We start from the raw sequence: 13,523 nt of genomic DNA, 5'->3' as shown, positions 1-13,523 counted from the left end.
TGATGCAATCAACGCGGCAGAAAAAGAAATAAAATCAGCTTACGGATCAGAATATTCTAACCCGAAGCGTTATAAGAATAAAAACTCTGGAGCACAAGAGGCCCACGAAGCAATTCGTCCAACAAGCTTTGCGACGCACAGCGTTAGCATGGGTTCAGACGAGACGCGTTTGTACGATTTAATTTGGAAGCGTTCTATTGCTTCGCAAATGACCAATGCAAAATTGGAGCGTACGACTATTAAGATTGGCGCCGAAGGTGTAGCAGATATTTTCCAAGCAAAAGGTGAGGTGATCAAGTTCGACGGGTTCTTGAAAGTGTATTTGGAGTCTAACTTAGACGAAGATGAAGACGATGGAACAGTGGATGGATTATTACCAGCAGTAAGCGTTGGAGATAAAGTAGCTGCAAATGTTATTACAGCAACACAAAGGTTTACGCGTTCTGCTCCACGTTATGTAGAAGCTTCATTGGTGAAGAAATTAGAAGAGTTAGGAATTGGTAGACCATCTACTTATGCACCAACAATTTCTACGATCCAAAAAAGAGGTTACGTTGAGAAAATAGAGCACGAAGGAAAAGAAAGAAAATACGATGTTTACACCCTAGAAGGAACTGATCTTTCTAAAGAAGTGAAAACAGAAATTACAGGTAGAGATAAGAACAAGCTAACACCTACCGATATAGGAATTGTGGTTACCGACTTCTTGGTAGAGCATTTTGGAAGAATTTTAGACTATAACTTTACAGCAAAAGTAGAGGAGCAGTTTGATGAGATTGCCAAAGGTTTACAAGAGTGGACGCAAATGATCAAAGAGTTTTACGATCCTTTCCACAACAACGTAGAAGATACTTTAGAGAATTCTGATAGAGCTTCTGGTGAGCGTCATTTAGGAGAAGACCCAAAAACAGGGGAGAAGGTAATTGTGCGTATTGGACGTTTTGGACCTATGGTACAGATTGGTGATACAGAAGGAGAGGAGAAGCCTCGTTTTGCTTCTTTAAGAGCAAATCAATCTATCACAACAATTACTTTTGAAGAAGCTATGGATCTCTTTAAATTACCTAGAACTTTGGGTGAATTTGAAGGGAAGATAGTGAAGGCTAATGTTGGACGTTTTGGACCTTATATACAGCACGATGGTAAATTCGTTTCTTTGAAAGAAGACGATCCAATGGAGGTGCAATTAGATAAGGCGATAGAATTGATTCAATTAAAGCGTGAAGAAGATGCTAAGAAGTTGATCAAAACTTTTGAGGAAGATGATACCATGCAGTTGTTAAACGGTCGTTGGGGGCCTTACCTTAAAATAGGGAAGAAGAACTACAAATTGCCGAAAGATGTTGAGCCAGAAACTTTGACCTACGAACAGTGTATTGAGATTTCTGAAAATCAACCAAAGAAAACAACGCGTAAAACGGCTGCCAAGAAAAAGGCGCCTGCTAAAAAGACAACCGCAAAAAAGAAAACAACTGCTAAGAAAAAGTAGATTGTTGTAAACGTATAAATGAAGTCGTGCCTCTCGTAAGGTGCGACTTTTTTATTTTCCTTAAATCCTTGAGTGTTTGAGTGTTTGAGTGTTTGAGTGTTTGAGTGTTTGAATTGTTGAATATTTGAATTCTTGAATCCTTCAACTGTCCAAGTTTTCCGCCCCGGATAGTAGCGGCAGCTTGCCGGGCTAAAAGGTGTAGTAGTTGGCGGGGAAGCTTACGACCACCGGAAGTATGCTTAGCAGCGTTTACTACTTACATTTTTGCACGGTAACTACAGCGGACAGCCGTGAATGGCGACCTGATAAATAGAGGCTAAGAGGTTACTAACATTGAACCTTTGATTTTTACTTTTTATGGTGCGTTAAGTTAGTGGAAGTCTTGTGTAGTTTTGTACAAAGCACAGTTATGAAAGATATTTCAATTTATTTTCAGGGGATAGCCGTTGATGGATTTGTAGAAGAAGAAGCCAACCTATTAAATAATGTTGAGATACATACGCCCGATAATTTTCCTGAATTAAAGGAGAAAGGTGTAGCCTTAATTTATTGTCCAGAATACAGAAGTGTAAGCGAAGTGATGCCGAAAGGTACGGATGCTTTTAGAAAAGAATTGTACAAGTTGTTTCCAGCTGCCTCATGGAATTTTAAAATGTACGACCTTGGAAATCTGTTACCTGGAGAGAAGTATACAGATACTTTTTTTGCATTGTCTAGTGCTGTGCAAGAGTTGATTAAGAAAGATATTGTGCCCATTGTTATAGGTGGATCTCAAGATTTGACTTATGCCTTGTACAAGGCGTACGAAGACTTGGAGCAATTTGTGAATTTAACAACCATAGATGCGAAGTTGGACCTGGGTACAGGAGAGGGTGCAATTGATAAAAATGGTTGGTTGAGTCATATTGTATTGCATCAGCCCAATTACCTTTTTAACTTTAGCAATTTAGGGTGTCAGGCCCATTATAACCCCACCTCAACTTTTGATCTTTTTGAACAGTTGTTTTTTGATGTTCATAGGTTAGGTGTTTTGAATACAGATATCACTTTAGCTGAACCAGTATTGAGGAATACGGATATCTTGAGTTTGGATGTGGAAGGTTTGAGAGCGAGTGAGTTAAACTCTTCTTCTTATGTACATCCGAATGGCTTTTTCGCGAATGAAATGTGTAGACTTGCACGTTACGCGGGTGTGTCAGACAAGTTAAGTTCTTTCGGGATTTTTAATGTTTGGGGAGGAAAAGATAGTGCAGTTGCCGATGCATTATTGGCGCAAATCATCTGGTATTTTGTAGATGGTTATGCAGCTCGTTTTGGAGATTTCCCGATTGGAACAACCAAAAATTATTTCCGATTTAAAGTTTATTTAGAAGAAATCGATACAGAAATTAATTTCTTAAAAAGTGATAAGTCAGGCAGATGGTGGATGGAAGTGCCGTATCCGCAAACAAAAGGGAATAAGTATGTTAGGCACCACATGGTTCCTTGTTCGTATCAAACCTATCAAGATGCGATGCAAAATGAGATCCCCGATTTATGGTGGTCTACTTACCAGAAGCTTTCTTAAGTTGTAACTTTTATTGAGTTAACCCGTTAGTATTAACAACGATGTGTTGAAACCAACATGATTGTAGATTGAAATTTGTTAAAATTGGCTGTTTTTAGATAATTTTAATTATTTTAGTCGCCTATTGGTCCATTTTTTTAGATGAGCCATGGGAATAAATTGTGCTAACTATTTGATATTATGGATAAAAGATTACTTTTTGTAGCGTCATTGCTCCTGTGCCTAACGGGGACATCTTTCGCTCAGCAAGAAAAGTTGTTGACTCACTTTATTTTTGATAAAATGAGTTTAAACCCAGGTGCAACAGGGATAACAACAGAGAACACAGTTTGTGCTACATCGATTTATAGAAATCAGTGGGACAGAGTGAATGGAGCTCCAAACTCTGCCGTTCTCAATGTTGAAGCAAACCTTCAGCGTTTCTTCCCAAGTGCAGCGGGTATTTCTTTTTACCATGATGCGATTGGTTTTTACCGTCAAAACAACGTAGTGTTGAATTACGCGTATCACCAGCCGCTGTCAAATGGAGATTTATTAGGAATTGGTTTAGGTATTGGTATTTCAAGTATGAGTAATACTCCTACATGGGTAACACCACAAACACAATTCCCAGCAGGTATAGACCCTTTGTTATATACTACTGGTTATTCTCAGACGAATGTGGATATGAACTTTGGAGTTTACTACCATTCGGACAAGAATTTTTATGCAGGTGTTTCAGGGGTTCACTTGAATGCAGCACAATTCGATACAGCAATTGGACTTTCAATGTCTCGTCACTTCTATTTAATGGGAGGTAAGTATTTTGAGGATTTAATTGCACAAGATATCGACTTAGAGGCAAATGTTTTAGTACGAACAGATTTAGTGAAAACGAGTGCAGATGTGAATGTGCGCGCGTTGTATCAAGATAGATTTTACGGTGGGTTAACGTTTAGAGCAAACGACGCAGTTGCTATTATGTTAGGGATGATTGATGTGATTCCTAACTTAAACGTAGGTTACTCTTACGATGCTACTGTAAATAAATTGAGAACAAATTCTTGGGGGTCTCACGAATTAATGGTGAAATACTGTTACATGATTCCACCACCACCAAGAGAGGTTACAATTAACCCTAGATGGTTGTAGAAATAAAGATTATTTAGAAATTGTTGTAACCATATATACATTGTTTCCGTTATAATCATCCCAATTGATCCTGTAGAAAGTTGATGAGATTCGGAAAATAAAATGAGGTAGAATGAAAAAACTGTTGTTATTAGGTTTTGTTAGCGCGATTTTAATATCGTGTAACACGAGGACAGGTCACTTAACTGGTGTAATGAATCGTGGTGTGTATTATCCTGAAATTCCTTTAGGTATGGTATACATTCCATCTGGTTCTTATACTATGGGACAAAGTGATCAAGATGTACCATTTATGCACCAAACGGTAGCTAAGACAGTTTCCGTTCCTGCATTCTATATGGATCAGACGGAGATTACAAATAATGAGTACCGTCAGTTTGTATACTGGGTGCGTGACTCTATTGCTCGTGAAAAAATCTACGAGGGATTGAGTGATGATGAAGAAGCTGAGCAATTCATCAATTACCAAGATATGTACTTCGATGAAGGTGCGTTGGAGTGGGTAGATTATGACCCATCTGATCGTATTTTCTCTAGAGAGCAATTTGGATTAAACTGGGACAAAGAATTCAGTTACGAAAATCCAGATATCGTTCCTTTAGTAATTGATATGTATTACCCTCAGTCTGAGAGATACTACAAAAGAAAAGAAATCGATACGCGTAAATTGAGATTCAAGTACTACTGGATTGATATGCGTGAAGCTGCCAGAAGAGGTGAGGTTCACATCAAGCCTGATGGTAAGGATTACCAAGGTGCGGTATTGGATGAGGATCACAGAACTTTGAAAACTCCAGAACACCCATTTACGAAGGATCCACAAGGTAAAGACTTGGATTTAGGATACTTCAACAAAAAAGGGCAGGATAATGCAATTCGTGGACACGAAAACCGTCAACGTTTCATTATCGATGAGGAGATTCAAGTATACCCAGATACATTAGTATGGATTCGTGATTTCACGTACTCTTACAATGATGATCAATCAAAAATGTACTTCTGGCACGTAGCTTATGATAACTACCCTGTTGTTGGTATTACATGGACACAAGCAAAAGCGTTTAACGTATGGAGAACGCAATTGTTGAACTCATGGTTAGTATCTATGGGAGAAGTATTCGTATCTGATTTCAGATTGCCGAATGAGTCTGAGTGGGAAAGAGCTGCTAGAGGAGATTTGGATGGTTCTCCTTACCCATGGGGAGGTCCTTACATTAGAAATGAGTCAGGATGTTTCTTAGGTAACTTTAAGCCAATGCGTGGACGTTACTTCCAAGATGGAGGTTTCTACACGGTGAAAGCATACTCTTACAACCCGAATGGTTGGGGATTATACTGTATGGCGGGTAACGTTGCAGAGTGGTGTGAAACTGCTTACGACGAGTCTATGTACGAATTCTCTAATGATTTAAGTTCTGATTACAGATATGATGCAATGGATTGGGATCCACCATCACAAAAACGTAAAGTAATTAGAGGAGGTTCTTGGAAAGACATAGGTTACTACTTGCAAACAAGTACAAGAACTTATGAATACCAAGATACAGCGAAATCATACATCGGTACAAGATCAGTTCAAACTCACCTTGGTAGAGGTGGTAGAGATTTTGATGCTGAAGGAGGAGAAGAGTTAGATCAAGATCTTCAATTGAGATAAGCAAACAAATCAAAACAAATAATAATCCCTCTCTCTAAGGGTGGTTACGCGGAGAGAGTAAACTAAAAACAAAAGGAAAACTATGAAACCAGGAAGTAAAGCGTGGAAAGCCTTTATGGCGAAATTGTACGGATTCGGTGCGGCAGTGGTAATTGTTGGTGCATTATTTAAAATCATGCACTGGCCAGGTGCAGGTCCAATGTTGATCATTGGTTTGGGTACAGAGGCAATTATCTTCATATTCTCGGCATTTGAGCCAATACACGAAGATCCAAACTGGGAATTGGTATACCCAGAGTTAGCATTAGGTCATGAAGATGATTTTGATCACGATAACTTACCAGTAGCTGGAAGAAGCCGTGGTGGTGTTTCAGGAGGAACTGGTGTTACAGCTGAGTTAGACAAAATGTTAGAAGAAGCTAAAATCGACGGAGCGTTATTAGAGCGTTTAGGAGATGGAATGAGAGCTTTAGGAGATAACGCAGCACAATTAAAAGGAGTTACTTCAGCAGCAGCTGCTACAGATTCTTACGTAGATAGCTTAAAATCTGCTTCTGATAGAGTTGCTAAATTGTCTGAGTCTTACGAAAGAGCTTCAGCTTCAATCGCAGGTATGACTTCAACTCAAAAAGAAGGTGAGTCATTCGGTGAGCAAATGCAAAAAGTTTCTAAAAACTTAGCTGCATTGAACAATGTTTACGAATTGCAATTGAAAGGTTCTTCTTCTCACTTAGAAGCAACTGAGAAATTCCAAGCACAAGTAACTGAAATGATGCAAAACCTTTCAGATTCTGCTAAGGATACAAAATTATACAAAGAAAATATGGCAATGTTATCTAAGAACTTAACTGACTTAAACTCAGTTTACGGTAACATGTTAAAAGCTATGACGATCACTAAAGGTTAATATTTAGTAAATACGGTTGTTACTTATTTGTAACGGCGCATTAATTAATTAGAAACTATAAAAATTTAAACAGTCATGGCAGGAGGAAAAGAAACCCCAAGACAGAAGATGATCGGGATGATGTACTTAGTACTGACCGCACTTCTGGCGTTGAACGTGTCGAAGACCATTTTAGATGCCTTCGTTACTTTTGACAATAACATTAAAGACGGTACACTTACTATCGCTGGACAAGGAAATGAAGCTTATATCGGAATTCAAGATATGGCTACAAACACTGACGAACCAGGGAGAATGAAGGCCGCGAAGAAATACTTACCGGCAGCGGATTCAATCAAAGCGTTAACAAATCGTAAAATCGAGATGTTAAACGAGATGAGAGATGAAATGTTGACAAAAACTGGTGAGGATCTTTCAGCGATTAAGTCTATCGAGGATGAAGGAACAGTTTACGAAAGAACTGTTTACAACCTTGAGAAGGTGAATGGAAAAGATAACTATGATGTTCCTATGGAAGTTATGGTTGGACCAGAAATTAAATCTCCGGACCCAAAGCGTGAAGGAATGCGTTTGTGGAATGAGATGAATAACTACAGAGATGATTTAGTAAGAATTCTTGCTGAAGCTTCTTCTAACAAGAATCAGAAGTATACTTTTGATGCAAGTAGAGAAGAGAACGTATCATCTTTAGATTCAGCTCAAATTGATGAGAGAATTAAAAAGACTTACTTGGATGATAGAAATATCGTTAAGCAAATCTACTCTCAGCTAACAAAGGTAGAAAGAGCTGACGTTCACAACGGTGAGATCAAAAACATTCACTGGGTAGGTAGAACATTTGACCACGCTCCAATTGTAGCGGCATTGGCAACATTGTCTTCAATTGAGCAAGAGTTAAGAACAGCAGAAGCAATGGCAATGAAGCACTTGAGAACTAAAATTGGTTCTTCTGAGTACTCATTCAACAAAATTCAGCCGTTGGCAACAGCAGGTTCAAACTACTTCAACAATGGAGATAGCATCGAGTTACAAGTATTGATGGCTGCGTACGATGAGTACCAAGCACCAAAAGTACTTTGGACAACTGATTCTACACAAGAGCCAAAGGAAGTAAACGTTACTTACCGTGATGGTAAAGGTTACATCAAAGTGAAAGCGGATGGAGCTGGACCAAAACAATTGAGTGGTACGATTGCTATTAAGAAGAAAAATGGTACTGAAGCGGTTCAACCTTGGAAATTTGATTACGAAGTTGGAGCTCCTTCAGGAGAGATTTCTTTACCAGATATGCGTATCTTGTACATCGGTTACGATAACAAAGTAACAGGTGCGGCTTCAGGATTTAACTCGTTTAACTTGAAAGCTGGAAACAATGTTGGTCTTACTAAAAAAGGAGACCACTGGATTGCAAAACCAAGATCTAGAGGTAAAGCTTCTATTTCTATCGTTGGTATCTCAGGTGATAAGAGTGTAACTTTGAACACAGTTGAGTTTGAAGCTAGACCATTACCAAACCCAGAATTGAAGTTAGGATCAATCGAGTCTGGAGCTAAAGCATCTAAGAGTGCATTAAGAGCTGCAACAAGATTATTCGCTTCTTACGGACCAGATGTACCGTTAACAGGAGTTAAGTTTACGGTAAAATCTTGGGAAGTATCTGTAGCAGGTGCACCTCGTCCAGTTAAAGGTACGGGAGCTTCTATTACAGCTGCACAAAGCTTGTTGAAACAAGCACCTTCTGGAGCTATCGTTCAAATCAACACAAGAGTTGTTGGTCCAGACGGAGTTACAAGAAGAAGAAACATGAGTTTCACGATTCAATAAAATAAAGAATAAAGGATATGAAAGGTTTAATTGTTAGTGTTTTATCTGTACTGTGTTTAGTAGGTAGTGTAGCGGCGCAAGTTGATGCAGGACCCTTGCATACAAGACCAGAAACAGGTATCATCGATGGAGTTTATATCCAAACGAATATCCCAACTAAAAGACTTATTCCTTACGAATATGTTAGAGAGGCGGATGTTATTTGGAGTAAACGTGTGTGGAGAACGATAGATCTTCGCGAGAAGATGAACCATACCCTATACTACCCATTAGATGAATTTGATTCTGAAGGGAACTGGATTAGAAATGCTTCACGTTGGAGTTTATGGACAATCATTAGAACAGGGATTTTAGCAGGAAACTTAACGGTATACTCTCCTTACAATCCTTTATTGTACACCATGAGAGATGGTGATCAGTTCAAATACCCTATTCTTCCAGCTGATGGTAAAAACTACTATACAGATGCGAAGTACAGAGATGAAATAAATCTTTATTTAGCAACGCTTGGAGAGGAGTCAGATGTTCCTTTTACTGCAGTTGATGGATGGGATTCTGTGGATGCTCAAGGGAACTTGGTTTACCCAGATCGTGATACAAACTACTATATGTCTAAAGACATCGTTCAGTACAGACTGAAAGAGGATTGGTTCTTGGATAAAGAAAGATCTATTATGGATGTTAGAATTATTGGTATTGCTCCAGTAATTTTTGAAAAAGACAACAATGGTTTTATCACAGGTAAAAAAGAGTTGTTCTGGTTATATTTCCCAGAGTGTAGATATGTATTCAATAACTATTTCGTATACAATGAGCATAATGATGCGCGTTGGATGAGTTTTGATGATTTATTCTGGAAGCGTAGATTCTCTTCTACTATAGATAAGAGAAGTAACGCTTACGATAGAGACATTGAAAAATACAGAGTAGGTGTTGATGCCTTATTAGAATCACAAAAGATTACAGAAGAAATTAGAAATATTGAACACGATGTTTGGTCGTTCTAAGGAATTCTAAATATTTGAAAAAGGGGAAGTTTTTAACTTCCCCTTTTTTGTGTCTATACATTTCGTGTAACGGAGTAAGAGGATTGGGTTATAGAAATAAGTCAAAGTATTATTTTAAAAAATAGAATATGAAAAATTTCATCCAACTCGCAATCGGAACCTTACTCTTGTGTTCTAGTTTACCTCTTCAAGCTCAAGTAGGTCCAGTGAATGTAAACAATGGTATTATCGATGGTCCATTTATGAGAACCACCATTCCAACAAAGGCTATAGTTCCCTATGATTATAATAGAGAGGCTGATATTGTATGGAGTAAACGTGTTTGGAGAAGCATTGATTTAAGACAGAAAATGAATCTCGGTTTGTATTATCCACTAGATAGCTACGATAGTGAAGGTAATTGGATAAGACATAATACGCATTGGAGTTTGTGGACGGTAATCAAAACAGAAATCCTTGCGGGAAATATTACTGTGTACAGCCCTTACAATCCGGTAGCCTATACATTTACTGATGGGGATCAATTCAAATATCCAATTTTACCCAAAGAGGGTGGGAATTATGACTCAGATGCTGTTTACAGAGAGAATTTATCGTATTACTTGTATATGTTTGGAGAAGAATCAGACATTCCTTATAAGGACATGTATGGTTATGATTCGTTAAACGAAAAAGGAGAATTGGTTTACCCTCCGAGAGAAATGATACCTTACACTTCTAAAGATATAGTATCCTATAAGTTAAAGGAGGATTGGTTTTTTAATAAGGAAACATCTGTGATGGATGTAAGAATCATAGGTATCGCACCAGAAATATATATTAGGGATGCCGGTGGAACAGTAACGGGTAAAAAAGAATTGTTCTGGCTGTATTTTCCAGAATGTAGGTATGCCTTCAACAATTATTTAGCGTATAATCCTAAAAATGATGCGCAATGGATGAGCTACGATGATTTATTTTGGAAACGAAGATTTGCTTCAACTATAGTGAAACAAAGTAATGTTTACGATAGAGGTATTGAAACCTATAGATCAGGGGTTGATGCTTTACAGGAAGCAGCACAAATTACTGCACAAATAAGAAAGATAGAACATGATGTTTGGTCATTTTAATATTTTGTTGACATAATTGACTTCTATCAAAGAATAATACAGAGCTTTCATTAATTTTGTGATACAATTAATGAAAATGGCTGATACAATTACAATCACAATTATTGATAGAGAAGGAGTGGCTCATGAGTTAGAAGCTCCTACGGATATGAACATGAATGTCATGGAAGTATGTAAGTCATACGAATTGCCAGTAGAAGGTACCTGTGGAGGTATGGCAATGTGTGCTTCATGTCAGTGTTATTTGGAAAGCGATCACGAATTACCCGAACAATCGGATGATGAATTGGATATGTTAGATCAAGCATTCCACGTAGAAGACAACAGTAGATTGGGTTGTCAATTACATATAAACGATGATTTAGACGGTGTAGTTTTAAGACTTGCACCGGAAGCATAAAAGACAAAGGAGTTCATATCGAACTCCTTTTTTTATGGATTATAATCTTATGTGATTTTTTAAATTATATTTGTTTTAAGTTCTTAAACATAAACTTATTAAGAAAGGAGGAGGGAATGGCCCGATGATACCTTAGCAACCTTTCGATTTCAAATCGATTTCGGTGCTAATTCCAGTCTATTTTAATAGATGAAAATAAGTATTGATTCAATATTATTTCTGGTTATTAGTGGGGTTGCATAGACTAAATTTAGACTATGAAGAAAATTGATATTACCCAACTTTCCTTATCAAACGCAGATAAAGAAAGAATTACATCGACAAGTACCTTAATTAAAAACTTGTTGCAAGAGCGCTTACTCGTATTAGACGGTGCGATGGGTACGATGATACAAAGGCATAAACTAACGGAGGATGACTTCAGAACCAATTGGTTTGAGGAACATTCATCTGCATTGAAGGGAAATAATGATTTACTTTCTTTAACGCGACCAGATATCATTAAAGAAATTCATGAGCTTTACTTTCAAGCTGGAGCTGATATCTGTGAAACCAACACTTTTTCAGGAACCACTATTGCTCAGGCTGATTATCATTTGGAAAACTTTGTAGATGATATCAATTACTATTCTGCAAAATTAGCACGTGAAGTAGCAGATGAATTCACCACGAAAGAACCAAATAAACCAAGGTTTGTTGCAGGTTCTATTGGTCCAACCAACAGAACTGCAAGCATTTCTCCAGATGTAAACGATCCGGGATATAGAGCAATAACTTTTGATCAATTGGTGGTCGCCTACAAACAACAAACACTAGGTTTAATTTATGGCGGAGTGGATGTATTGTTGGTAGAAACTGTTTTTGACACCTTGAACGCAAAAGCTGCCTTGTTTGCCATCGATGAAGTTTTTGAGGAGTTGGCTGTAGAATTGCCTATCATGGTATCTGGTACAATTACAGATGCCTCAGGAAGAACACTTACCGGACAAACGACAGAAAGCTTCCTAATTTCAATGTCGCACATGCCTCTAATAAGCATAGGCTTGAACTGTGCCTTAGGAGCTTCAGACTTACGTCAATATTTGCAAGTGTTAGATAAAAAAGCACCCTTTTACGTGAGTGCTCACCCCAATGCGGGTTTACCGAATGAATTTGGAGCTTACGATGAAACGCCAGAAATCATGGGAGAGCAAATCAAAGAATATTTAGAAGAAGGTTTGGTGAATATCATCGGAGGATGTTGTGGAACTACGCCAGAACACATAAAAGTAATTGCAGATCTAGCAAAAGAGTATAACCCTAGAAGAATCAAAGCCAATGTCTAAAACGAATAATTTACCTCCTTTAAAATTATCGGGATTAGAACCGTTAATCGTTAATGAGGCTGCCAACTTTATAAATATTGGTGAGCGTACAAATGTTACGGGGTCTCGTAAATTTTTAAGACTCATACAAGAAGATAATTACGAGGAAGCATTGTCCGTTGCCCTTGAACAGGTAGAAGGTGGTGCGCAAATTATTGATGTAAATATGGATGAAGGAATGTTGGATGGTGTTGAAGCCATGACTAAGTTCCTCAATTTAATCGCTTCGGAACCTGATATTGCTCGCGTTCCAATCATGGTAGATTCTTCCAAATGGGAAATTATTGTGGCTGGATTAAAATGTATTCAAGGTAAGGGAGTGGTGAACTCTATTTCGCTCAAAGAAGGAGAGGCCAATTTTATTCATCAAGCGAAAACGATTAAAAGGTTTGGTGCTGCAGTTATTGTGATGGCCTTTGATGAAGAAGGTCAGGCTGATAGCTATGCGCGTAGGGTGGAAATTTGTAAGAGGTCTTACGATATTTTAGTGAATGAAGTAAATTTCCCACCGCAAGACATCATTTTTGATCCTAATATTTTTCCTGTCGCTACAGGAATGGAAGAACATAATAACAATGCTTTAGATTTCTTTAGAGCTACCAAGTGGATACGAGAAAACCTCCCAGGAGCTCATGTTTCGGGAGGGGTTTCCAATGTTTCTTTCTCTTTTAGGGGGAATAATACCGTACGTGAAGCCATGCACTCAGCATTCTTATACCATGGAATACAACATGGAATGGATATGGGAATAGTGAACCCTTCTATGCTAGAAGTTTATGACGATATAGATAAAGAACTTCTTACCTATGTAGAAGATGTTTTACTCAACAGAAGAGCCGATGCAACAGAGCGTTTATTAGAGTACGCAGATACAGTTAAAGGGGATGGGAAAAAGAAGGAGAAGGATTTATCTTGGAGAGAAACTACTGTTGAAAAGAGACTTGAACATGCACTAGTAAAAGGAATTGTAGAATTCATTGAAGTAGATACGGAAGAATGCCGACAAAAGTTTGATCGCCCAATTCAAGTAATAGAGGGACCGTTGATGGATGGAATGAACGTGGT

11 protein-coding genes and 1 riboswitch are annotated in these 13,523 nt (G+C 38.1%); all 11 genes read left to right on the top strand.

Features of this window, described 5'->3' with window-relative positions; genetic code table 11:
• A partial coding sequence (locus R3333_RS06795) for a DNA topoisomerase (protein WP_318958034.1) occupies window positions 1-1,489 on the top strand: 1,489 nt, incomplete at its 5' end.
• A gap of 409 nt (window positions 1,490-1,898) precedes the next feature.
• A complete protein-coding gene (locus R3333_RS06790; protein ID WP_318958033.1) occupies window positions 1,899-3,056 on the top strand; it encodes a formimidoylglutamase in 1,158 nt (385 codons plus the stop codon).
• A gap of 180 nt (window positions 3,057-3,236) precedes the next feature.
• Window positions 3,237-4,187, top strand: coding sequence for a PorP/SprF family type IX secretion system membrane protein (locus tag R3333_RS06785; RefSeq protein WP_318958032.1), 951 nt, complete (start codon window positions 3,237-3,239; stop codon window positions 4,185-4,187).
• A 112-nt stretch (window positions 4,188-4,299) separates the two neighbouring features.
• Window positions 4,300-5,844, top strand: coding sequence for an SUMF1/EgtB/PvdO family nonheme iron enzyme (locus R3333_RS06780; protein WP_318958031.1), 1,545 nt, complete (start codon window positions 4,300-4,302; stop codon window positions 5,842-5,844).
• An 82-nt stretch (window positions 5,845-5,926) separates the two neighbouring features.
• On the top strand, window positions 5,927-6,751 hold the full coding sequence (gene gldL / locus R3333_RS06775) for a gliding motility protein GldL (protein WP_318958030.1): 825 nt from the start codon (window positions 5,927-5,929) through the stop codon (window positions 6,749-6,751).
• Window positions 6,752-6,826: 75 nt separating this feature from the next.
• The gene (locus tag R3333_RS06770) at window positions 6,827-8,575 is read left to right on the top strand and encodes a GldM family protein (RefSeq protein WP_318958029.1); all 1,749 of its coding nucleotides are present in this window, start codon (window positions 6,827-6,829) and stop codon (window positions 8,573-8,575) included.
• Between the two features lie 17 nt (window positions 8,576-8,592).
• Complete coding sequence (gene gldN / locus R3333_RS06765) at window positions 8,593-9,582, top strand: gliding motility protein GldN (protein WP_318958028.1); 990 nt, start codon at window positions 8,593-8,595, stop codon at window positions 9,580-9,582.
• 128 nt (window positions 9,583-9,710) lie between these two features.
• On the top strand, window positions 9,711-10,694 hold the full coding sequence (gene gldN, locus R3333_RS06760) for a gliding motility protein GldN (protein WP_318958027.1): 984 nt from the start codon (window positions 9,711-9,713) through the stop codon (window positions 10,692-10,694).
• 76 nt (window positions 10,695-10,770) lie between these two features.
• Window positions 10,771-11,094, top strand: a complete 324-nt coding sequence (locus tag R3333_RS06755) for a 2Fe-2S iron-sulfur cluster-binding protein (protein WP_318958026.1) — start codon at window positions 10,771-10,773, stop codon at window positions 11,092-11,094.
• A 92-nt stretch (window positions 11,095-11,186) separates the two neighbouring features.
• Window positions 11,187-11,296: riboswitch (SAM riboswitch) on the top strand.
• A 55-nt stretch (window positions 11,297-11,351) separates the two neighbouring features.
• Window positions 11,352-12,419, top strand: a complete 1,068-nt coding sequence (locus R3333_RS06750; protein ID WP_413468676.1) for a homocysteine S-methyltransferase family protein — start codon at window positions 11,352-11,354, stop codon at window positions 12,417-12,419.
• The coding region (locus R3333_RS06745; protein WP_318958025.1) for a dihydropteroate synthase at window positions 12,412-13,523 on the top strand (1,112 nt) is incomplete at its 3' end. The genes R3333_RS06750 and R3333_RS06745, both read left to right, overlap by 8 nt.

This window comes from Lishizhenia sp. (genome assembly GCF_033720595.1).
Lineage (GTDB): Bacteria > Bacteroidota > Bacteroidia > Flavobacteriales_D > Crocinitomicaceae > Lishizhenia.
Note: the sequence above shows the minus strand (reverse complement) of the source record. Positions and strands in the feature narration are given on the sequence as shown.